General features: G+C 70.2%; 19 protein-coding genes. 8 read left to right on the plus strand and 11 right to left on the minus strand.

From position 1 onward, the window contains the following. Positions 1-13: 13 nt before the first annotated feature. On the minus strand, positions 14-3,244 hold the full coding sequence (locus IEZ09_RS16800) for an NACHT domain-containing protein (protein ID WP_189254636.1): 3,231 nt from the start codon (positions 3,242-3,244) through the stop codon (positions 14-16). Between the two features lie 90 nt (positions 3,245-3,334). On the opposite strand from IEZ09_RS16800, the gene IEZ09_RS16805 reads away from it, so the two are divergent. The 6 genes from IEZ09_RS16805 (at position 3,335) to IEZ09_RS16830 (ending at position 7,800) form a co-directional block, all read left to right on the plus strand. Then, positions 3,335-4,198, plus strand: coding sequence for a PfkB family carbohydrate kinase (locus IEZ09_RS16805; protein ID WP_189254637.1), 864 nt, complete (start codon positions 3,335-3,337; stop codon positions 4,196-4,198). Positions 4,199-4,242: 44 nt separating this feature from the next. After that, positions 4,243-4,977, plus strand: coding sequence for a DUF4397 domain-containing protein (locus IEZ09_RS16810; RefSeq protein WP_189254638.1), 735 nt, complete (start codon positions 4,243-4,245; stop codon positions 4,975-4,977). Beyond that, positions 4,977-5,501, plus strand: a complete 525-nt coding sequence (locus IEZ09_RS16815; RefSeq protein WP_189254639.1) for a class F sortase — start codon at positions 4,977-4,979, stop codon at positions 5,499-5,501. Before IEZ09_RS16810 ends, IEZ09_RS16815 begins: the two co-directional genes overlap by 1 nt. A 56-nt stretch (positions 5,502-5,557) precedes the next feature. Beyond that, positions 5,558-5,743 carry a zinc transporter Slc39a7 gene (locus IEZ09_RS16820; protein WP_189254640.1) on the plus strand — a complete coding sequence of 62 codons (186 nt, stop codon included), beginning with the start codon at positions 5,558-5,560 and terminating at the stop codon, positions 5,741-5,743. Between the two features lie 41 nt (positions 5,744-5,784). Continuing rightward, the gene (locus IEZ09_RS16825; protein WP_189254641.1) at positions 5,785-6,171 is read left to right on the plus strand and encodes a hypothetical protein; all 387 of its coding nucleotides are present in this window, start codon (positions 5,785-5,787) and stop codon (positions 6,169-6,171) included. Positions 6,172-6,237: 66 nt separating this feature from the next. Beyond that, positions 6,238-7,800 (plus strand): peptidoglycan-binding protein, encoded by a 1,563-nt coding sequence (locus tag IEZ09_RS16830; RefSeq protein WP_189254642.1) that lies wholly within the window; start codon positions 6,238-6,240, stop codon positions 7,798-7,800. Here the strand turns inward: IEZ09_RS16830 and IEZ09_RS16835 are convergent. From IEZ09_RS16835 to IEZ09_RS16845, 3 genes are all read right to left on the minus strand, one after another. Then, a complete protein-coding gene (locus tag IEZ09_RS16835) occupies positions 7,781-9,484 on the minus strand; it encodes a dihydroxy-acid dehydratase (protein WP_189254643.1) in 1,704 nt (567 codons plus the stop codon). The genes IEZ09_RS16830 and IEZ09_RS16835 overlap by 20 nt on opposite strands. 79 nt (positions 9,485-9,563) lie before the next feature. Next, complete coding sequence (locus IEZ09_RS16840; RefSeq protein ID WP_189254644.1) at positions 9,564-9,983, minus strand: YybH family protein; 420 nt, start codon at positions 9,981-9,983, stop codon at positions 9,564-9,566. 73 nt (positions 9,984-10,056) lie between these two features. Next, the gene (locus tag IEZ09_RS16845; protein WP_189254645.1) at positions 10,057-10,479 is read right to left on the minus strand and encodes a Rieske (2Fe-2S) protein; all 423 of its coding nucleotides are present in this window, start codon (positions 10,477-10,479) and stop codon (positions 10,057-10,059) included. 219 nt (positions 10,480-10,698) lie between these two features. Here IEZ09_RS16845 and IEZ09_RS16850 point away from each other — a divergent pair, with 219 nt between their 5' ends. Beyond that, positions 10,699-11,046, plus strand: coding sequence for a DUF6292 family protein (locus tag IEZ09_RS16850; protein ID WP_189254646.1), 348 nt, complete (start codon positions 10,699-10,701; stop codon positions 11,044-11,046). On the opposite strand, the gene IEZ09_RS16855 is transcribed toward IEZ09_RS16850, so the two are convergent. The 6 genes from IEZ09_RS16855 to IEZ09_RS16880 all read right to left on the minus strand — a co-directional run bounded on the left by IEZ09_RS16855 (position 11,043) and on the right by IEZ09_RS16880 (position 20,017). Beyond that, positions 11,043-13,196, minus strand: a complete 2,154-nt coding sequence (locus IEZ09_RS16855; RefSeq protein ID WP_189254647.1) for an MMPL family transporter — start codon at positions 13,194-13,196, stop codon at positions 11,043-11,045. The genes IEZ09_RS16850 and IEZ09_RS16855 overlap by 4 nt on opposite strands. Positions 13,197-13,201: 5 nt before the next feature. Beyond that, on the minus strand, positions 13,202-13,753 hold the full coding sequence (locus IEZ09_RS16860; protein WP_189254648.1) for a TetR/AcrR family transcriptional regulator: 552 nt from the start codon (positions 13,751-13,753) through the stop codon (positions 13,202-13,204). Between the two features lie 393 nt (positions 13,754-14,146). Beyond that, positions 14,147-16,510: a non-ribosomal peptide synthetase gene (locus IEZ09_RS16865; RefSeq protein WP_189254649.1), complete on the minus strand. Its 2,364-nt coding sequence runs from the start codon at positions 16,508-16,510 to the stop codon at positions 14,147-14,149. Continuing rightward, positions 16,507-17,508, minus strand: a complete 1,002-nt coding sequence (locus tag IEZ09_RS16870) for an ABC transporter ATP-binding protein (protein ID WP_189254650.1) — start codon at positions 17,506-17,508, stop codon at positions 16,507-16,509. The genes IEZ09_RS16865 and IEZ09_RS16870 overlap by 4 nt, the downstream gene beginning before the upstream one ends. Beyond that, positions 17,505-18,950, minus strand: coding sequence for an ABC transporter permease (locus IEZ09_RS16875; protein WP_229812630.1), 1,446 nt, complete (start codon positions 18,948-18,950; stop codon positions 17,505-17,507). Before IEZ09_RS16875 ends, IEZ09_RS16870 begins: the two co-directional genes overlap by 4 nt. A 56-nt stretch (positions 18,951-19,006) precedes the next feature. Continuing rightward, entirely contained in the window at positions 19,007-20,017 is a 1,011-nt protein-coding gene (locus tag IEZ09_RS16880; protein WP_189254651.1) for an iron ABC transporter substrate-binding protein, read from the minus strand. Positions 20,018-20,156: 139 nt separating this feature from the next. Between IEZ09_RS16880 and IEZ09_RS16885 the strand changes: the two genes are divergently transcribed. Next, positions 20,157-20,447: a DUF1905 domain-containing protein gene (locus IEZ09_RS16885; protein ID WP_189254652.1), complete on the plus strand. Its 291-nt coding sequence runs from the start codon at positions 20,157-20,159 to the stop codon at positions 20,445-20,447. Here IEZ09_RS16885 and IEZ09_RS16890 read toward each other — a convergent pair. Then, positions 20,444-21,577: an endonuclease/exonuclease/phosphatase family protein gene (locus IEZ09_RS16890; protein WP_189254653.1), complete on the minus strand. Its 1,134-nt coding sequence runs from the start codon at positions 21,575-21,577 to the stop codon at positions 20,444-20,446. The two genes, IEZ09_RS16885 and IEZ09_RS16890, sit on opposite strands and share 4 nt — an antisense overlap. Between the last annotated feature and the right edge of the window lie 103 nt (positions 21,578-21,680).

Raw genomic sequence — 21,680 nt, forward strand, 5'->3', positions numbered from 1 at the left:
GTGGCGAACGCACTCAGGAAACCAGGACCCCGCTGTTCTCGCCGAGGCCGTTGGCGCCGAGCACCTCGTGCCACCGCGCGACGACGACCTTTAGGTTCTCCTTGCCCGCCAGCGGACGCAGATCCACTGTGCCGTCACCACCCATGAGCTGGAGGAATCGCAACGATGGAAGGTCAGCGAGCGGATCGAGCGCGCATTGGACCTCTGTGTCCAGGTACAGGGTCTCCAGTTCGGGCAGGTTCTCGAGTGCGCCCAGATCCTGAAGGCCTGTGCCCTCCACCCTCAGCCGGGAGAGGCTCTCGAACACCTCGATGCCCTTGAGCGAACGGAAGTTCGGCACATTGCTGAGCTCCAGTCCGATGATCGAACTCGCCGCGGTGCAGCGGCCGATCGAGGTGAGAGAGCAGTTCGAGATGCTGAGGTGCCTGAGGTCACCGGTGTTGAGCACGTGGTCGAGCCGGTCCAGGCCCAGTGGCTTGACCAGGCTCACCGAGCGCAGGTTCGGCAACTTCTTCATGGCCTGAACCAGGTCATCGACCGCCACCGACTCCAGGTGGAGGTTGCGCAGACCGGTCATGTGGTCGAGGTTGGTGCCGATCTCGACGCCGCCCTTGCCTCGGCAGACCAATGCCTCGAGCTGAAGGCCGGACAGTGAGCGCAGTACTCGTACATCGCCGCTCTCGTCCACGATGGAGAGGACCTTCAACGTCTTGACCGCGTTGAGCTCGGACAGCACTGCAGCGCCAGGTGAGGGCAGGCTGAGAGTGGTGAGGTTCGGCAGTGTGGTGAGCGCGGTCAGTTCGCCCGGCTTGGGTGCGGTGCCGAGAAAGCAGGCGACTTTCTGCACCCCTTTCAGGTGGTGTACTGCGGGGACGAGTTGAAGCTGGTAGAGCTCGATGTACCCGTCCGGGAAGGTTGCGTGGGCCAGTACTTCTCGCGCGTACTCGTCCACGTTGAAGTACGACCAGACCGCGGTCAGGGCGCTGGCGACGTTTGGGCCGGAGTGGTTCGCGGCGAAGTGGCGCAGTACGGGATAGGCAGACCTTGTGCCCAACAATCCGGCGGTGTGGACTGTGAAGGTTGCCTCGATTCTGTCGAACGTCCTCGGTGTGAGCAGGAGCGGCAGGACGTCCTCGCCGATCAGGGCAAGGGCCCTGGCCTGGTCCATCGATCTGGGCGGCACCAGGTCCGCGACGCAGGCGAGCAGGTCCTGGCGCAGGCCGGGGTCGAGCCGCTTGGCGGTTTCCAGGCATCTGACGCACAACACCTTCAGCGCGAGTTGGTGCTGTTCGTCGGCCTCCTGTGCTTTGGTGCGGAGTTCACGCAGGAACCTGTCGCGTTCGTGCTTGCGCGCGTGGCCGACGGCGAGGGTGATCACCTCGCTGTAGGTGTCGAGGTGGGCGTGCGCGAGCAAGGCTTCCAGCGAGTCCGTGTCGACGAACTTCTTCGCCGCCAGGTACTCCTGGAACGTCCGGTGGATGAAGTCGACCGACTCGGCGTCCCGTTCGCGCAGCAGTCCGCTGCGCAACAGCAGCGTGTCGTAGACGGTCTCGGGGTCGCCGTCGAGGTGGTTGGCTCGCAGCGAGCGGGCGACCTGGTCCAGGACGCGGTTGCGGGGCGCCGCCACGAAGTTGTTGACCGTGAGCCAGTGGGCGAGGTCTTCCAGGACGGCCTGTTTGTCCTCGGTGGTCAGGTCGGCCTGCGACGGGACGTTGCGTTCGTCGTCGCGCCGGGACAGCAGCATCTCCAGTGCCGTCCGGTAGATCTCCATGCGGTCGCGGGGGAGGCTCGACCGGCGATCCCTGTTCAACGCGCACAGCAGGGCGCACAGCAACGGATTGGTGGCCAGCGAGGTCAGCGCCCTGCTCGCGTCGATCGCGGCCAGCAGCCGGCGCTCGAACTCGGGCAGATCGCGGCGCTCGTCCGGGTCCTCGACCCGCAGCAGCACGGCCTTGTGCCAGTACCGCACGAAGGCGCGCACGTTCTCCGGCGACATCGGCTGGAGGTGGGTGAGGTGCACACCGGGCAGTTCCAGCCAGTTGTCGTCGACGGACGGCGGCCGTGAGGTGATGACGCAGCGCAGTCGCGGGTAGACGCGCAGGAGGTCCTCGACCCAGGCGTGAGCACGGGCGCGGTGTTGTTCGCCGAGCTCGTCGACACCGTCCACGAGCAGCAGGCCCCGGCCGCTCGCGCACACCCGGTCGACCCAGCTCGCCGGCATCTGGTTGCGGATCGCCCAGCCGGCACCGTCCACCAGCTCGCCCACCCCCGGCAACGGCCGCTCCGCGTAGTTGCGCAGCTGCACCAGGAACGGGACGGTGTCGTTCCACGCGCTCATCTCGTGGTCGAACGACCGCTCGGCACCGCGGACGGCCAGCCAGCGCAGCAGCGTCGTCTTGCCGGAACCGGCTTCGCCCGAGATCAGCACCCGGCGGTGCTGGGCGAGGGCGGCGCAGACGTTGGCGCCGTGGGCGTCGGCCGTCATGCTGTGGCTGACCGCGGATCCCGCGGGGTGGTCGACGGCGGTGAGCGTCACGTAGGCGACGCTGAGGGAGTAGCGCCTGCTCGTGACGCCGAGCGAGGCGCCGAAGATCTGCATCTGGTCGAACTTGTCGGCCACCACCCGGCGGTAGTCGACCTCGAACCGCCGGTCGCCCTCTGACGCCTCGGCCGTGGCGGAGAGCTGCGGCATGCGGTCGAGCACGGTGCGCAGCTCCTTGATGATCTGGGTCTCGCGTTTCAGCACCTCCACCAGCGCCCGGTTGGTGAAGGCCGGCAGCGTCTTGACGACCTCGACCAGGTAGGACACGGCCTCCTTGAGCACGATGGCGTAGAGCGCCCGCGCGAGCTCGCCGAGATCGGCATCGGGAGCGGACTCGGCGAGCGGCCTGAGGAGCGCGCGCACGTCCACGACGTCGCTGCCGAAGAGCTTCTCGTCGTCGAGTTCGGCGCGTTCGAGCGTGACCGCCACCGCGACCAGCGCCGCCGCGCGCTCGTTGTCGTCGATGCCGTCGGCCTCGGCGTCGCTGAACCGCTGGACCCGGTCGGCGACGTCCTCCGCCAGCTGCTCGAACTGGCGGTTCAGCCTGCGCTGGGCGAGAACGGGAAGACCGCCCAGCGCGCTGAGCTGGACGAGGGACAGCTCGCGGTTCGCCTGGTCGGTCTTGCGCCGCAGCCAGCTGCGGCCGGCCTGCTGCGCGACAGAAGAGCCGATGCGCAGGAACAGCGTTTCCCAAGCAGGCATCCGTCGTCCCGTTCGTCGTCGGTTCATCCGAAGATCGCGGACCGCCGATGCGTCGTTACGGCGGGTTGACGATCTGGGTACTCCACCGCGGTGGACGAGATCGTCGTGGTGGGACAGATAGCGCGGGACCTGGTCCTCGTCGTCGACGAGGTGCCGGGTCCCGGCGGTGCGGCACCGGTGCGCGAGCGCCGCGAGATGCTCGGCGGCAAGGGCGCGAACATCGCGGTCGGCCTGGCCCAGCTGGGCGCTGCGGTGCGGCTCGTGGGTGTGGTCGGGGACGACGACGTCGGCGAGCGGCTGATCGCGCGGGCCGCCGCGGACGGGATCGAGACCTCGTCCGTCGTGCGGCGGCAGGGCTGCGCGACCGGGTTGATCGTGAACGTGGTGGCCGACGGGTGGCGGTACCTCGAAGACCTGCCCGACGGGGTGCTGCTGCGGGAGTCCGACGTCGACGCGGACGTGGTCGCGCGTGCCGGGGCGGTCGTCGTGCAGCTGCAGCAGCCGCCCGAGGTCGCGGTGAAGGCGGCACGGGCGGCGACGGGCCGGGTCGTTCTCGACGGGTCCCCGGAACGGCTGCGAGACGAACTGCTGGCGTGCGCGGACGTCGTGCGGGCCGACCACCGGGAGGCCGAGCTGCTGGCCGGCCGGAAGATCACCGGCGCGGACGACGCGGTGCGCGCGGCGCGTGAGGTGATGGAGCGCGGCCCTGGGTTCGTGGCGTTCGCCGTGGACGGTGTGGGCAACGTGTTCGTCTGGGACTCCGGTGAGCTCGTGGTGCCGCTGGGGGACGTCGAGGTCGTCGACACGACCGGTGGTGGCGACGCGTTCGTGGCGGCGCTGACCTTCGCGCTCGGCCGCGGGGACGACCCGGCACGGGCCGCGCGGCTCGCCGTGCAGGCCTCCGGGGACACCGTCACCCGCCCCGGCGGACGGCCGGACCTCACCGGGTGCTGATCAGGCGCGTTATCGTTGTTGCGTCCGATGAGGGGAGGTCCGGGGTGCGAGTGCTCGCCGTCGTGCTGCTGGTGCTGTTCTCGGCCGCCCCCGCGCACGCCGCCACGGGCACGTACCTGCGCATCGGACACTTCTCGATGGACTCCGCGCGCGTGGACGTCACGCTCGACGGCGCGAAGCTCGGCACCCTCGACTACTCCCAGCTGTACGACTACCGCCGCGTCGAGCCGGGCGACCACGCCGTCGAGTTCCGCGCGGACCCCGGCTCGCCGGTGCTGAGGTCGGTGCTCGTGCACGCGGGCACGGGCAAGGCGTACACGGTCGTCGACATCGCCTCGGCGATGAAGGTGCTGGAGGACGACGTCAGCCTGCCGCCCAACGGCCAGGCGCGGCTGCGGGTCCTCAACGCCGGTGACGCCGAAATGGACCTCCTGCGCGGCAGCGTGTTCGTGCACCGCAACGTCCAGGCGAACTCCACGACCGGCTACGCGGTGATGCTGCCCGGTTCGGACGCGCTGCAGGTCCTGCCGCGCGGCAAGGACTCCACGCGGCTGGAGGCGACGCTCGAGTCCGGCGCGGTCTACACGCTGCTGGTGAGCGCGCGCCGCATCGAGCTGCGCACCGACGCCAAGGGCGCCGAGGTCGTGCCCGGCGGTGGCCAGGAGACGGGCTTCGGCGGCATGGCGGGCGGCTGGGACTGGGTGACCGCGCTGGTCATCGCGCTCATCGTGGGCATCGCGATGTTCTCGGTGCGCGGCAGGCTCTTCCGGTTCGGCTGATGAGCAAGGGCAAGCTCGTGATGGGCGCCGCCATCGTGGTCGCGTTGATCTACATCGTGAAGGATCCCGGCGCGGAGAAGGTCCCCGAGCCGGTGACGGTGAAGATCCCGTCGATCGGCGTCGAGACCTCGCTGGAAGCGCTGAAGGTGGACTCCTCAGGGGTGCTGGAGCCGCCGACGCGCGCGGACAGGGCCGGCTGGTACGCCAAGGGGGTCGCGCCGGGCGACGCAGGGCCCGCCGTGATCGCGGGTCACGTCGACTCGAAGACCGGGCCGGGCGTGTTCTTCCGGCTGCCCGAGCTGCGGCCCGGCGCCGAGGTGCTGGTCGAGCGCAAGGACGGCAGCAAGCTCACGTTCGTCGTGAACCACACGTACTCGACGGAGAAGACCGCGTTCCCGACCGCCGTCGTGTACGGGCCGACGCCGTTGTCCGAGCTGCGCCTGGTGACGTGCGGCGGCGACTTCGACCGCGTGGCGGGCAGCTACCGCAACAACGTCATCGTCGAAGCGGTGCTGAAGGTCTGACGGCCAGGAAGTGGCAACAACTGCGGGCTGCCGCGTCCCGTGCCAGCATCCGGCACATGAGCGATGAAGTGCACAGTCACGAGCACAGCCACGGCGACGTCACCCACACGCATCCGCACGGGGCACACACGCACGAGCACGTCGAACACGAGCACACCCACACGCACGGCGGCGAGACGCATTCGCACACCCACGTCCACGACGCCGGTCATCTGGAGGAACACGAACACTCGCACGGCTGACCGGGGTTATCGTCACCTCCGCCGCAGTGGGGGAGGGCCGCGTGGTCGCCAGGATCGTGTTCGGACTCTTCGCGGCGGTGGCGTTGCTGTTCGGAGCGGCGCTCATCGCCCTGTACGTCGTGGACTGGCCGTTGCCCGCGGACGTCGAGGAGTGGGGTCTCATCCCCGGCCCGCTGGCGTTCGGCATCTGGTGCGGCGGCCTGTCGCACTCGAAGGACTTCACCCAGCAGCTCCGGCTGGGCGGGCTCTGCATGATTCTCCTGGTCATCGCCACCACGGGCGTCGGGCACGTGGTGGCGCTGCTGGCCGGCGAGGGCGCGAGAGACCACCTGATCGTCGGCGTCTACGGCGCCGTCCACGTGGTCGTCGCGGTGTCCGTCGTCTGGGCGGCGGCGAAAAATCGGTGGCCGGTGCCCGAAGCCGGGTGAGGGGGATACGCTGCTCCAGCTGCCGCCTTCCACGTTGACGCGGCAGGAGCAGTGCGAGTGTCTCGAATGGCGAAAATCCTTGCCACGCTGGCCCTTCTGGGCGGCCTGACCCCGGTGGCGCAGGCGGCACCGGCGTGCTGGCAGGAGTTCTGCGGCAAGTACCCACCCGCACCCCAACCGGGGCAGTGGTCGTCCGCCCACGTCTCCTACGGCACGAACGGCAAGCTGAAGTACGCCTCCGACAAGGACGGCAACCGCGTGCCGGACTTCAGCTACGTCGGCTACCACTACGGCGAGAAGCCGCTGCCCACCGTGCCGGACGCGGTCACGATCAGCCCCGTCGCCGGTGACAACACGGCGCGCATCCAGCAGGCGATCGATCAGGTCGGCGCCCGCACCCCCGACGCGAACGGGCACCGCGGCGCGGTGAAGCTCGCCGCCGGGCGGTACGAGATCCGCGGGACCGTGCGGATCAGGCACAGCGGCGTGGTGCTGCGCGGATCCGGTGACGCGACCACGCTGTTCGGCCGCGGTGACACCCCGCACCAGCGCACGGTCGTGGTGCTCGGCAGCGATGCGAAAACGCCCTGGACGACCGGCTCGGCCACCGAGGTGACCACGCCGTTCGTGCAGGTCGGCTCGCTGAGCCTGGAGGTCGCGAACGCCGCGCAGTTCAAGGTGGGCCAGGAGGTCGTGGTCCGGCACCCGTCGTCGCAGAAGTGGATCGACGCGGTCGGCGGCGGCGGTGTGGTGCAGGACGCCAAGTGGACGCCGGGATCGATGGACCTGCACTGGGTGCGCCGGATCAGGGCGATCGACGGGCGCAGGCTCACGTTCGACGCGCCGGTCTACAACCACCTCGACCGGTCGCTGACGGTCTCCACGGTCGCGCCGGTGACCTCGCGCACCCTCGTCAGCGAGTCCGGTGTGGAGAGTCTGCGGGTCGACATCGAGACCAAAGGCGGCGAGGACGAGAACCACGCGTGGAACGCGATCGGCGTGTTCGGTGCGGACAACAGCTGGGTGCGGGGCGTCAAGACCCGCTACTTCGGCTACGCGGGCGTGGTCACCGAACGGTCGGTGCGGATCACCGTGAAGGACGCGCAGGCAACGGATCCGGTCGCGATCCGCACCGGCGGCCGGATGTACAACTTCGCCGCCAACAGCAACTCAGACCTGATCCTGTTCACCGGCCTGCACGCGGCCAAGGCGCGGCACGCGTTCGTCAGCAACGGCGCCAACACCGCGGCAGGCGTGGTGTGGCATCGGGCCACTGTGGACGGTGGCGACGCCGAGGCGCACCGGCGGTGGAGCCAGGGACTGCTGTTCGACAACATCCGCGAGGTGGGCACCGGCGGCAACCAGGCCAAGCTGATCAACCGCGGTGACTACGGCACCTCGCACGGCTGGGGCGCCGCGCACTCGGTGGTCTGGGACTACAACAAGGAGATGGTCGTCCAGAAGCCGCCGACCGCGCAGAACTACGCCGTGTCCAACGAGGGCACCCGGCGCTCGCAGCCGTACTTCCCCGGGCCGTGGGGGAGCATCGAGATCAAGACCGGGCCGCTGGTGCCGGAGTCGTTGTACGAGGCGCAGGTCGTCGACCGGCTCAGTGGGACTCGCGGCTGACCTCGCTGCCGCTGGAGCCGACCAGGAAGTCCAGGTCGGCTCCGGTGTCGGCGCCCTGCGCGTGGTCGACGTAGAGCCGTTCCCAGCCGCGTTTCGGTGCCGCGAACGCCTCCGACATCGCCGTGCTGGGGGTGCGGGATCCGAAGTCCGGCGCCTCCACGTCGATGCGCCGGTTCTCCACGTCCAGCACGATGACGTCGCCGGTGCGGACCAGCCCGAGCGGCCCACCTGCGGCCGCCTCCGGTGCCACGTGCAGCACGACCGTCCCGTACGCGGTGCCGCTCATGCGTCCGTCGCAGATGCGGACCATGTCGCGCACGCCCTGTTCCAGGAGCTTCTTGGGCAGCGGCATGTTCGACACCTCCGGCATGCCCGGATAGCCGCGCGGCCCACAGCCGCGCAGCACCAGCACCGAGTCCGCGTCCACGTCGAGGTCAGGGTCGTCGATGCGGGCGTGGAAGTCCTCGATGCTGTCGAACACCACGGCCTTTCCGCGGTGCCGCAACAGGTTCGGCGACGCGGCCGCCGGTTTGATCAACGCGCCGAGCGGGGCGAGGTTGCCGCGCAGCACCGCGATCCCGCCCTCGGCGATGATGGGTTCGGCGCGGCTGCGGATCACTTCCGGGTCCCAGATCGGGGCGTCCTCCAGGTAGTTGACGAGCGGCTGCCCGGTGACGGTCAGGCCCGTCGGATCGAGCAGGTCGCGGACCTCCCGCAGCACCGCCAGGAGTCCGCCCGCGCGGTGGAAGTCCTCCATCAGGAACCGGCCGGCGGGCTGGAGGTCCACGAGCAGCGGGACACCGGAGCCGATGCGGTCGAAGTCGTCGAGGGTGAGGTCGACGCCCAAGCGCCCGGCGATGGCGAGCAGGTGGACCACGGCGTTGGTCGAGCCTCCGATCGCGGCCAGCGCCACGATCGCGTTGTGGAAGTTCGCCTTCGTGAGGAACGTGCTGGGGCGCCGGTCCTCCGCGACCAGCTCGACGACCAGGCGGCCGGTGCCGTGCGCGGCCTCCAGCAGCCGGCTGTCCGGTGCCGGGGTGCCCGCCACGCCGGGGACGACGGTGCCGAGCGCCTCGGCGACGAGAGCCATCGTCGAGGCGGTGCCCATGGTGTTGCAGTGGCCGCGGCTGCGGATCATCGCCGACTCGGAGCGGGTGAACGCCTCCTGCGACAACGTCCCGGCCCTGACCTCCTCCGACAGCCGCCACACGTCCGTGCCGCAGCCCAGCGGCACCCCGCGGAACGTGCCGGTCAGCATCGGCCCGCCGGGCACCACGACCGCCGGGATGTCGACGGACGCGGCGGCCATCAGCAGCGCCGGGATCGTCTTGTCGCATCCGCCGAGCAGCACCACGCCGTCGACGGGGTTGGCGCGCAGCATCTCCTCGGCGGCCATCGCCGCCATGTTCCGCCACAGCATCGCGGTCGGGCGGACGTTGGTCTCGCCGAGCGACACCACGGGCAGGTTCAACGGAATCCCGCCTGCCTCGTGCACGCCGTTCGAGACGGACGCGGCGACCTCGTTCAGGTGCGCGTTGCACGGCGTGAGGTCGGAGGCGGTGTTGGCGATCGCGATCTGCGGTCTGGTGAACGCGTCGTCCGGATTGCCCCGGCGCATCCAGGCGCGGTGGATGTAGGCGTTGCGGTCCTGTCCGGCGTACCAGTGCGCGCTGCGGAGGTTCACCCTCTCGTCGTACGGGTCGGCGTGAGGACGCGCAAGCCCTCGGCGCACCGGGTGGCGCGGACGGTCCAGTCCGGCGCCGCTACCGGATGCTCGCGAGGGCGTCCAGTGCCCGTTCGTCCAAGGGGCTGCCGTGGCGGTGCACGATCCGCCACGTGCCGTCCTCACGGCGGAAGACCGTGGTGACGCGCAACGCGTAGGTCTTGGGCGACCCGGCGGGATCGACGATCTCGGATCGCTCGATCGCGCACACGTACCCGAGATCGCCGCTCGACTCCGCGGCCACGACCTCGATGTCGAGGGATCTGCTGCCGTGGAACCACTTCTCGATCGTGTCGAAGATCTGTTCCACCTCGGTCCAGCCGACGCCGCCCATCGCGGCGCCGAACAGCACCACGGGTTCCGTGCGCGACCACATCTGTTTGCGCGGCCCGGCGTCGCCGTTGTGCAGGCTTTCGATGTCGCGGTGGAGCAGCGGCAGCACCTCGTCCTGGAAGCTCATCCGACCGGCCTCTCTCGTGCGGTGGGTCCGGACAGCATGACTCTCCGGACCCGTCCGCGCAGGCCGCGGCGGCTCAGGCCACGACGATGTCGTCTCCCTTGACCTTCGTCCTGATCCGCGGCAACGGCTTCTTCGCCGGGCCTTTCTTCCGCTTGCCGTCCACCGAGCTGAACCGGCTGTCGTGGCACCAGCAGATGATCAGGTTGTTGTCGACCTCGCTGCACATGCAGCCGGCGTGGGTGCATTTGGCGTCGAACGCCGTGTACGTGCCCTTCTTCGGCTGCGCGACCACGACGGACGTCTCGTCGTCGAAGTAGACGACGACACCGCCGTTGAGCGGCACGTCGGCCTTCTTCGCGAGAACCGTGCCGGGCGGGAGCTTGCCGCACGGCTCGACGTCCGAGGCCGCCGCGGTGCCGGTCGTGAGGGCGGCCGCGGCGCAGCCGCCGATGAAGCAGCGGCGGCTGATGGTGGTGGGGGTGTCCGGGAACTCCATCGCTCACTTCCTGCCGTGGTGACACGCGGCGGAGGCGGCCTGTCCACCTTGGCGCGACCGGCGGGCTCGCGGCGAGTCCCGGATTTTCGGCCGCGGGGAAAACGCGACGGATCCTCTGGATCGGAACAGAGGGTGGAATCACCCTCAACGGGGTAAACGGCCCATACGTCAAGCAGTCGGCGCTGTTGCACCGTTGGGGCGAAAGGCGGCGTCGTGTTCATGACCGCGGTTCGGGATTACGCACGCCGGGTGTCCGCGGAACTCGGTTTGAGCGGCGAGTCGTCGTGCGTCGACGAGGAGCGGCCGCTGCGGCTGTACCTCGCCGTGGACGGCCGGCTGCCGGGACACCCCGGTCGTGACGTGGCACTGCTCTGGACGGACGGCCGCGGCTGGGAGCTCGCGGTCGAGGAGCCCGGTGGCACCGAACTGACCGTGGTGGCCCGGTTACGGGGTGCGGTCGAGCCTCCGCCGCGCACGGTCGCGCGGTGGGCGGGCAGGCTGCTGTCAGGCCAGTGGCCGGTCCCCGGCGAACAGGTGGACCGGCCACTGGTCAGGCGAGCGGGTTAGCCGACGGTGACCGGCTCGGGGGTCTCGCGCTCGTACGAGTCCAGCGCGGTGCCCTCGACGTCGAGCTCCGGCAGCCAGCGCAGCCACTTCGGCAGCCACCAGGCGCGCTCACCGATCAGCGCCAGCGCGGCGGGCACGAGGACCATGCGGACCACGAACGCGTCCACGAAGATGCCCACGGCCAACGCGAAGGCGATCGACTTCACCGTCGCCTCGCCCGCAGGGACGAAGCCCGCGAACACCGAGAACATGATCAGTGCGGCAGCCACGACGACCGGGGCGGCCTGGCGGAAGCCCGTGGTGATGGCCTCGACCGGCTGCGCGCCGCGGTGGTGCGCCTCGTGCATCCGGGACACCAGGAAGATCTGGTAGTCCATGGCCAGGCCGAACAGGATGCCGATCACCAGGATCGGGGTGAGGCTGATCAGCGGTCCGGTGCTGTCGAGGTTCACCGCGCCGGCGAGCCAGCCCCACTGGAACACCGCTACGGTGGCGCCGAGCGACGCGCCGATGGTGAGCAGGAAGCCGAGCACACCCACGAGCGGCACGAGCAGCGAGCGGAACACCAGGATCAGCAGGACCAGCGCCAGGCCCACGACGACGGCCAGGTAGATCGGCAGCGCGCGGTCCAGCGACGTGGCCACGTCGACGCTGACGGCGGTGGCGCCGGTGACGTAGGCCCTGCCACCCTCCACTCCGGACAGTTCGGCGCGCAGATCGGCGACGAGCTGTTCGGTGGCGGCGCTGTCCGGGCCGGACTTCGGGATCACCGTGACCATCGCCGCGGAGCCGTCCGGACTCGGCTGCGCGGGCGTCACCAGGGCGACGTCGGACATCTTCGCGATCGGTTCCGCGGCCTTGGTGGCGGTCGCGGCGGCACCGTTGCCCTCGACGAGCACGATGATCGGACCGTTGAAGCCCTCGCCGAAGCCCTGCGCAAGGATCTGGTCGGCGCGCTCCTGGGTGGAGCCGGCCGGCGGCTTCTGGATCAGCGTGGTGTCCATGGAGGCCACCGGGACCGCGACGATGCCGAGCGCCACGATCGAGAGCAGCAGCGCGACGACGCGGTTGCGCGTGACGGCACCGGCCCAGCCGCGGATGACGCCGCGGTCGGCGGGCTCGGGGGCGGCGGCGGAGCGTTCCCTGCGGGTGAGCACGCGGCGGCCGAGCATGCCCAGCACGGCGGGCACCAGCGTGACGGCGATCAGCACCGCGACGACGATCGTGGCGGCGGCCGCGATGCCCATCTGCGTGAGGAACGGGATGCCCGCGATCGCGAGACCCACCAGCGCGATGACGACGGTGAGACCGGCGGTGACGACGGCGGAACCGGCGGTGCCGACCGCGGTCGCGACGGCGTGGCCGACGTCGGAGCCGCGGCGCAGCTCCTGGCGGTAGCGGTTGATGATGAACAACGCGTAGTCGATGCCGACCGCGAGGCCCAGCATCGAGGCGAGGATCGGCGTGGTCGACTGCAGGTCCATGAACCCGGTCGCGATGGTGATGCCGAGCGCGCCGATTCCGACGCCGATCGCGGCGGTCAGCAGGTTCATGCCCGCGGTCACGAGCGAGCCGTAGGTCAGGGCGAGCACGACGAGCGCCAGCACGACACCGATCGCCTCGGTCGGGCCGCCGACGTGCGGCGTCTCCTGCATCGCGGTGCCGGTGACCTCGACGGTCAGTCCGGCGGCCCGTGCCTTGTCGACGGCCTTGAGCAGTTCGGACCGCTGGTCGGCGGTGACCTCGCCGGGCTTCACGTCGTAGGTGACGGTGCTGTAGCCGACGGTGACGTCGCGGTTCACGCTCGGCGCCGCCGGGTCGAGCGGGTTGGTCGCCGAACGGACCCCCTTGAGCGCCGCCTCGTCGGCCACCAGCTCGGTGATCGCCTTCGCGTGCTGCGGCAGTTTCTGGCCCTCGGGCGCCTGCACGACGACACGCGCGGACGCCGTCTCGCCGGAACCGAACTTCTGCTGGATGCGCTCGAGCGCGGTCGTCGACTCCTGGCCGGGGATGGACATCGAGTTGGACGTCTCACCGCCGAGCGTGAAGGCACCGGCGCCGGCGCCGATCAGCACGAGCAGCCAGATCAGGACGACCGGGAGCCGGCGCCGGTGCGCGCCCATTCCCAGTCTGTAGAGCAGTTTCGCCATGATGATCAGGCCTCCCGGTGCCCGAGTGCGTCGTAACAGGTTGCGAGGATCAGGGGACGCCACGTGGTCTTGTCGCCCTCCTGGTTGGCCATGAGCGTGAGCACGGCCATCGCGGTGAGCGCGCCGACGATCCGGATCGCGCGCGGCAGTTCCCGCTCGGGGTCGATGACGAACATCTCGTTGAGCAGCAGCTCGTCCTGCGCCTGCTGAGGGTCCTCACCCGGCGCGGTCATCGAGCGGAACAGCAGCGCGACCAGACCGGGCCGGTCGAGCGCGACGTCGGTGAGCAGCTCCAGCGCCCTCCGGTCGCGGGCGGGCCCGGCAGGTAGGGGGCTGACGAGCTCCAGCACCTGCCTGCTCAGCACGTGGCTCTGCTGCCACGCCGCCTCGAAGAGGGCTTCCTTGCTGGGGAAGTGGTGCAGCAGACCGGCTTTGGACAGGCCGACGGCGTCGGCGAGCGCCTTCAACGAGGTCTGCTCGAAACCGTGCCGCGCGAAGAGCGCGGCGGCGGCGTCGAGGATCTTCTCGTCGGCTCCGGTCCTGAGCTGTCGTGGCATGCACTCGAATTTACGGCGTTTACCGACCGGATCGGTAGGTAAACCGACCGAAATGGTCGGTGGCGTTCGTCACCCAGCCTGCCCGTCACTCTGATGGGTGATGTTTGCCCGGATTCACGCCTGGCGCCGTCTGGTAGATGTCCGGAAACCATGGTCATCTTCCTCGCGAGAGAAGGAGGAGCGCGGGGGAGCCGGGCTGGAGCAGGGAGGCCGCCGTGCTGTGAGAGCGCGCCGCCGAGGTGCGATGCCGGAGACCCGGTGTGGCGGGGACGGAAGCTGGAGCGCCATCGTGTGGTGCTGGGCGCCGGGCACGCCGGTTCTGGATGGAGATCGGGTACCTGCTCGGGATGGGGGAGGCGCTCGCCGGGAGGAGGGTCGACGAGCACCTCCACATCAGCGCGCCGCTGTGACCGCGCGAGTGATGGCGAACCACACCGCGCACCCCACCGCGATGCACACGGCCCACACCACGGCCGCCGGCACCTGGGGTTGCAAGGGCGGGAACACCGCGTAGTGCGTGAGGTAGATGGCGAGCGACGCACCGGCCAGCAGGCTCAGCGGGGTCAGCAGGCCGCGCGGCACCGGCACGCGGGACAGCGACAGCAGCAGGATCAGACCGGCGATGATGACGATCTCGCGGGAGAGGTCCTCCATGCGGCCGGGCACCATCGCGACGACCACCGCCACGACGAGGCACTTCTGCCACACCGCGGGGGAGCGCTGGGCGAGCCAGCCCAGCGCGATGAACCAGGCCGCGCCGAGCGTGGTCATGTTGCGGGCGAAGAAGTCGCCCTCGACGGTGAGCCGCAGGGCCAGCGTCAGGCCGAGCAACGCGAGCGCGAACGCGTAGCCGTGCCGTTGCTCGAAGCGCCTGACCGCCGGCACCGCGAACACCAGCGCGCACAACAGGAGCACGTGCACGAGGACCTCGACGAACCAGTAACCGGCGGCGCCGACGCGGGTGAAGTTGTTGACCAGCAAGACGTTGTCGAGCGTGACGTCGTCGGTGACCGCGACCCGGTAGCCGAGCCACAGCGACGTCGGCACCGCGATCAACGCCGCCGCGCGCAGGATGTGCCGCGGCCGGGCCGGCAGCAGGAACCTGGCCAGGTTCCAGCCCGCGACCACGAGCAGCAGGTGGGCGCCGCCGAGCAGCTTGAAGAAGCCCACGTGGGAGCCGACGATCAGCAGGATCGACAACGCCCGCAGCACGATCGTCGTGTCGATCATCGGTAGGCGGCGGTGCGTGGCGCGCAGCGACTCCAGTGCCGACACCGGCATCGTCGGCCAGTCGCCGGGCAGGTCGCCCAGCAACCGTTGCAGCTGCACGGTCATCTGGACGTAGCGCAGCGAGTCGCCGCCCAGTGAGGTGAACGTCGCGTCGGACGGCACGGACCGCACGCCGAGAACCGAGGCGAACACCTCGCGTACGGACGCCGAGGAGCGGTCAGGGGGTGCTGCGACCGCCCGGTAGTCGATTTTCCCGTTGGACAGCAAGGGAAACGACGTCACGGCGTAGGCGCGGACAGCCGGTGCGGGCAGGCCGGTCAGGGCGCGGATCAGCCGTGCCGCACGGTCGGCGTCCCCGAGCACCGCGACAACCAGGCCCTCGTCGTCGCCCGAGCAGGCGACCCGCAGGCCGTCCGCGAGCAGCGACCGCTCGACCTGGTCGAGATCGACGCGCAGCCCGAACGGCTTCACGAACCGGTTCTTGCGGCCGGTCACCGAGAACACGCCGTCCTCGAACGAGCCGAGGTCGCCGGTCCGCAGCTCGAACGTCGTGCGACCCAGCGCCAGGTCGTCCGCACACCGCGCATAGCCGAGCATCACGTTGGCGCCGCGGTAGACCAGTTCGCCGTCGTCGATCGACAGCTCCCCGCCGGGAACCGCGACACCGATCGCGGACGGGTGCGTCACGGCCAGCGAAGGCGGCAGGTACGCCATGCGCGCGGTGGCCTCGGTTTGGCCGTACATCACGAAGAACTGCCAGCCACGTGCGGCACCCAGCGACGCGTAACGGACGACATCTGCCGGAGCCAGCCGCCCGCCGGCCTGCGTCACGTACCGCAGCGACGGAAGATCCATGTCCTCGAAGCCGATGCTGTCGAGCAGCCCGAACGTGTGCGGCACGCCGTGCAGGCTCGTCACGCCGTGAGAACGCACCAGATCCCAGAACTCCGGCTCGATCACCGAACGCCCGGTCAGCACGAGCCCGGCCCCGCGCGCGAGGTTGCTGTTCACGACGGAGAGGCCGTAGCAGTAGTGCAGCGGCAACGACGTGATGGCGCGGTCGGACGCCCGGATGTCGAGGTACGACCCGATCGACGCGGCGTTCGCGGCGAGGTTGTCCGCGCTGAGCCGCACCAGCTTCGGCGACCCGGTCGTGCCGGACGTCGACAGCAGCAGCGCCAGCTCGGGGTGCAGCTCGTGCACCGTGCCCTCGTGCCGTTCGGTCCACGAGCCCGAGATCACCACGTCCGGGTCGTACGCCGCCACGAGTCCCGGCACCTGCGCCGCGGCGGCGAGAACGACCGGATGCCGTCCGCGCAACGCGGCCAGGTAGCACACGATCGACTCGACGTCGTTCTCCGCGGCGAGCAGCACCAGCCTGCGCGTGGTGCCGAGCCGTTCCGCGGCTGCGGCCACCCGCCGGTCCAGCTCCGCGTAGGTGAGTGCGCCGTCCGGGGCCACCAGGGCGAGCCGGTCGCCGTGCACCGCGAGGTTGTCCGCGAACCCGAGGTCCGCCGTGGCCGTCACGCGGTGTCCCCGAAGAACAACGCCGGGCCGTCGACCGACACCGCGACCGAGTCGCCGGGGCGCACCGAGATCCGGCCCTGCACGCGTGCCCGGACCTGTGCGCCGTCCGCGAGCCGCAGCAGAACCGTCGCGTCGTGCCCGTGGAACAGCACGTCGTCCACAGTGGACGGCACGCCGGCCGTCCCGAGCACGAGCTGCTCGGGACGCAGCAGAACCGTGCCGGGCCCGTCGCCGGACGTCCGCAACTCCCCGAGCGGCGTGGCCACCAGGCCGGAGCGGGCGACACCGCGGAACGTCACCGCGTCACCCACGAACAACGCCACCCCGAGATCGGCGGGCGAGGCGTAGATCGTCTGCGGCCTCGCGAACTGCGCCACGGCACCATCCCTGAGCACCACAACGTGATCCGCGATGCTCAACGCCTCTTCCTGGTCGTGCGTCACCAGCAACGCCGTCGCACCGGCCGCCCGCAACGTCGCGCGCACGTCCGCCCGCAGCTCCTCGCGCAGACCGGCGTCCAACGCCGAGAACGGTTCGTCGAGCAGCACCACCCCCGGCCGCGGCGCCAGCGCACGGGCCAGCGCCACCCGTTGCGCCTGCCCGCCGGACAACTGGGCGGGCATCCGCGCGCCGAAGCCCGCGAGTCCGACCAGGTCGAGCAGTTCCTCGACGCGATCGTCGCGCTCACCCCGGCGCAGCCCGAACCCGACGTTGCCCGCCACGCTGAGATGCGGGAACAGCGCGCCCTCCTGCGGCACGATCCCGATCCCGCGCTGTTCCGGCGGCACGTCGGCGGTCAGCTGCCGCCCGCCCAGCCACACCTCGCCGGAGGAGGCCGGGTGAAAGCCAGCCAGCACCCGCAGCAACGTCGTCTTGCCGCACCCGGAAGGCCCGAGCACCGCGAGCAGGCCACCTTCCGGCACCTCGAAGTCGACCTCGCGCAGCACGGGTTCCCCGCCGTAACCCGCGACCAGTCGCTTCACCGCCAAGCCGCTCACCGCTCACCTCCCGAGAACCGGTCCAGCACGAGCGCCGGAATCGCCGCCACCACGAGCAGAACCGCCGCGTAGGGCGCCGCCGCGGCGTACGCGCCGACCTCTGTCCGCGTCCACAGCTCGGTCGCCAGGGTGTCCACTCCGGTCGGACGCAACAGCAACGTGGCCGGCAACTCCTTGGCACACGTCAGGAACACGAGCGCGGTGCCGGCCAGGATCCCCGGCGTGGCCAGGGGAACGGTGACGCGCAACCCCGTCCGCAGCCGCCCGAGCCCGAGCGACCGCGAGACGTCCTCCAGCACGGGCGGTGCGTGCGCCACACCCGTGCGCACCGCTCCGACGGCCAACGGCAGGAACAGCACCGCGTACGCGAACGCGAGCATCGGCATCGTCTGGTACAGCGCCGGAGCGAACCGGATCCCGAAGAACACCAACGCCAGTCCGACCGTGATGCCCGGCAGCGCGTGCCCGGCGAAACTGGCCAGCTCGACCCCTCGTGCGAGCCGGCCCTGGTGCCGTGCGGCCAGAATCCCCACCGGCAGCGCCAGAAGCAGCGTCAGCAACGCTCCCAGCGCCGACACCGCGACGGTGTTCCCCGTCGTGGCGAGCACATCCGCCGCGGACGACGTCGAGGTGCCCTCCACGAGCCACCACACGAGACTGATCACGGGCACCCCGAGCGTCAGCAGCACCAGCACCGCGGCCCCCGCCAACGCCGGCACCCGAGCCCGTCCCAGCGGCACGGTGAGCGGTTGTCGCCGGCCGCGATGCGCCACGACACCGCGAGCCCGTCGTTCGCCGACCGTCAACGCGATCGCCAGCACCACCAGCACCACGCCGAGCACCGCCGCCGGGGTGCGGTCGAACGACGCCCGGTAGCTCGTGTAGATGCCGAGCGTGAACGCCTCGTACCGCATCAGCGACACCGCGCCGAAGTCGCTCAGCACGTACAGCGCGACCAGCAACCCGCCCGCCAGCGCCGCGGGCCGGATCTGCCGCAGCGTCACGGAGAAGAACACCTGACGGCTGGTCCTGCCGAGCGACCGCGCGACCTCCTCCACCGCAGGATCGGCCGTGCGCAACGCGGCCGCGACCGGCAGCAGCACGTACGGGTACGACACCAGCGTCAGCACGACGAACGCGCCCGCGAACCCGGTGAGGTCCGGCACCACGGAGATCCAGGTGAACCCGGCGACGTAGGACGGCACCGCCAGCGGCAGCACCAGCAGCACGCCGAAAACCCGTCGCCCCACCAGATCCGAGCGCACCACGAGCCACGCGCCGAGCACGCCCAGCACGAGGCACGAGGCCGTCACCGCCAGCGCGAGCGAGAGGCTGCGCAGCGCCAGTTCCGCGGTCCGGGTCCGCGCCAGCACGTCCCACACGACACCCCCACCGCGTTCGAACGAACGCACCGCCAGATACGCCAGCGGCAGCACGGCCACCGCGGCGACGAGCAGGGAGAGCGTGGTCAGAGCAGGCGCGGCCCGGCGGCCGGGGGTCAGGACAACCCCGCTTCCTGCAACAGCTTCAGCGTCTCCTGCAACGAAGACAGCTTGGAGAGGTCGAGGTCGGGCGCCTGCAGGTCGGTGATCGGCGGCAGCTGGTGCTTGCCCGGCTTCACGTCCGGGTTGGCCGGGTACTCGGCGGTCACGTCGGCGAAGTGCCGCTGCGCCTTCTCGGACAACAGGAACCGCACGGCCTTCTGCGCGGCCTCGCTCTGGTTGGTGCCCTGGATGATCCCGACCCCGGCCACGTTGACCAGCGCGAGCGGATCACCGTTGCCGACGCGGTGCAGCCTGGCCTTCACGCCTGCCTGGCCGCCCTTCTCGGCGACCATGGCGTACCAGTAGTAGTGGTTGATCAGCCCGAACGGGAGCTGCCCGTCGTCGACCGCCTTGAGGATGCTGTTGTTGTTGTCGAACCGCTTGGGCTCGTTGGCGGCGAACTTCTTCAGCCAGTCCTTGGCGAAGTCCTCACCCTTGAGCACGCGCACCGACGTCACGAACGCCTGCCACGAGCCGTTGGTCGGCGCGTACCCGATCTTGCCCTTCCACTTCGGGTCGACGACCTCCTCGACCGTCTTGGGCAGCTCGCTCTCCTGCACGACGCGGGGGTCGTAGGCGATCACGCGGGCGCGTGCGCTCGTGGCCACCCAGCGCTTGTCGCGGGCCCGGTAGTTCTCCGGCACCATGCCGAGCACGTCGGCGGGCAGCTCGGCGAGCCTGCCCTGTGCGCCCACCGCGCCGAGCGCGCCGGCGTCCTGCGAGAAGAACAGGTCGGCCTCGGTTCCCTGGCCTTCTTCGAGCAGCTGCGCCGCCATTTCGCCGCTGCCGCCGTAGCGGACCTGCACGTCGATTCCGACCGCGTCTTCCAGCTGGTCCAGGAGCCCGCCGACCAATTGTTCGTTGCGGCCGGAGTAAATGATCAGATCGTTCGCGGAACTGCAGGCGCTCAACGTCGACGCCAACAGCGCCGCGACCAGCGTCACGGTCCGTGCACGGTGCCTCACCGGCGGTCCTCCTCGGCCAACCCCCAGGTCAGACAGGGCGCGGACAAGGTAAAGCTAACCTAAGCCAGCATTCAAGACGCAGTTGCCGATACGTGATGCGATACCGGACACATCACCTGTTTGGCCCCATAATGTGAGCATGTTCGTCTTCACCGCCGAATTGTGGCTCTGGGATGCCCGCCGGATGGACACGTGGACTTTCGTGACGCTGCCGGAGGACGTCTCCGAGCAAATCAGGGAACTCGCCACGCCCGGCGCCGGTTTCGGTTCCGTGAAGGTCCGCGCGGGGCTGGGCGCCTCGTCGTGGTCGACGTCGGTGTTCCCGGACAAGGAGTCCGGCTGCTACGTGCTGCCGATCAAGGCGGCCGTGCGGAAGAAGAACGACGTGGGTCCCGGCGACGTGGTCGAGGTGACCGTCGAGGTCGTCTAGGCGGACCAGTCGATGTCGGCGTATATCGCGGCGTGGTCGCTCGCCGCGTGCACCTCGTCGGTCAGTGTTTCGTAGACGTCCCAACGGTTCTTGGTGCGCGGGCCGCGCCACACGCCCTTGCGGAAGATGCCGCCGCCCACCGCCTTGGCGAAGAGCTCCGGGGTGAGCAGGACGTAGTCGATCTTGCCCTTCTCGTTGACGCCGCGATAGGTGCCGAACCGGTGGTTCCACTCGAAGTTCGCGTGCTCGCTGATGTCCCGCAGGCCGGTGCGCTGGAACAACGGGCGCAGCGCCTCGCTGCCGGCGGTGTCGTTGAGGTCGCCGACGACAGCGACGTGCTCGTGGCCCTCGTCACGCAGGCGGTTCACGATGCGGGCGATGCGGACGGCCTGGCGGAAGCGGCGGCGGGCGCCGATCGGGTCGCCGGGAGTGCCGTACCCCTTGGACTTCAGGTGGTTCACGAGCACCACGACCTCGGGACCTGCGGGCGTGCGGACGTGGTACTCGGCGCAGTCGCGGGAGAAGATCACGCCCGAGTTGTCCTTGGCGTAAACGTGGGTCCTGATGGTGATGACCTCGTGCGCGTCGCGCGTCAGCAGGCCCACGTTGATGCCGCGTTCGTCGTTGCCGTCGATGAGGTGGACCTCGTCGTACGGGGTCCAGCCGACGCTTTTGAGCATGCTGGCGGAGAACATGTGCAGCAGCTCGCGGGACTCGGCCTCGACCACGCCGAGGACGTGGGCGCCGACGTCGCGCATCACCTGGGCGGTGTGGCGGGTGGCGAGCTCGCTGATGGGTTCGGTGGTGAGCTCGACCCAGCCGACCCAGGACTCGCGACCGCTTGCCACGACCGAGGTTTCGCCGGTCCGGTGGCGGGCGAGGAACCGGCCGCGGATGCGGCGCAGGATCGCGTACCTGCTGCGGTCACCGCGCAGCAACTCGAGCGTCGCCAGGTGTTGTTTGAGCTCTTCCTTGACTTCCGGCGTGTAGGTGTCGGCGGCGATGAGCTCGTTGAACCGCGCGTGGGCGGCCAGCACCGGGGCCGCGTGCCTGGTCGCGCCGCGGCCCATCACCTTGGGGCGCTCGAACATGTTCTCCACGTTGAACGACCCGATTCGCGTGATGCTCATCGATTTCAGGGTCGCATGTGGATATACGGCCGCGCCCTGGTCTGGTCGGGTGATCTTTCGCCGGTCGGTGGTGGAGGGCCCCGTGTGGCTGGGCTGCCGGACG

Source organism: Lentzea flava (genome assembly GCF_014648475.1).
GTDB classification, from domain to species: domain Bacteria; phylum Actinomycetota; class Actinomycetes; order Mycobacteriales; family Pseudonocardiaceae; genus Lentzea; species Lentzea flava.

Coding starts and splice junctions, on each gene's coding strand:
- IEZ09_RS16815 (WP_189254639.1), top strand. CDS start 4,977: ATGAGCAAGGGCAAGCTCGTGATGGGCGCCGCCATCGTGGTCGCGTTG.
- IEZ09_RS16830 (WP_189254642.1), top strand. CDS start 6,238: ATGGCGAAAATCCTTGCCACGCTGGCCCTTCTGGGCGGCCTGACCCCG.
- IEZ09_RS16850 (WP_189254646.1), top strand. CDS start 10,699: ATGACCGCGGTTCGGGATTACGCACGCCGGGTGTCCGCGGAACTCGGT.
- IEZ09_RS16890 (WP_189254653.1), bottom strand. CDS start 21,577: ATGAGCATCACGCGAATCGGGTCGTTCAACGTGGAGAACATGTTCGAG.
- IEZ09_RS16855 (WP_189254647.1), bottom strand. CDS start 13,196: ATGGCGAAACTGCTCTACAGACTGGGAATGGGCGCGCACCGGCGCCGG.
- IEZ09_RS16820 (WP_189254640.1), top strand. CDS start 5,558: ATGAGCGATGAAGTGCACAGTCACGAGCACAGCCACGGCGACGTCACC.
- IEZ09_RS16860 (WP_189254648.1), bottom strand. CDS start 13,753: ATGCCACGACAGCTCAGGACCGGAGCCGACGAGAAGATCCTCGACGCC.
- IEZ09_RS16845 (WP_189254645.1), bottom strand. CDS start 10,479: ATGGAGTTCCCGGACACCCCCACCACCATCAGCCGCCGCTGCTTCATC.
- IEZ09_RS16840 (WP_189254644.1), bottom strand. CDS start 9,983: ATGAGCTTCCAGGACGAGGTGCTGCCGCTGCTCCACCGCGACATCGAA.
- IEZ09_RS16800 (WP_189254636.1), bottom strand. CDS start 3,244: ATGCCTGCTTGGGAAACGCTGTTCCTGCGCATCGGCTCTTCTGTCGCG.
- IEZ09_RS16885 (WP_189254652.1), top strand. CDS start 20,157: ATGTTCGTCTTCACCGCCGAATTGTGGCTCTGGGATGCCCGCCGGATG.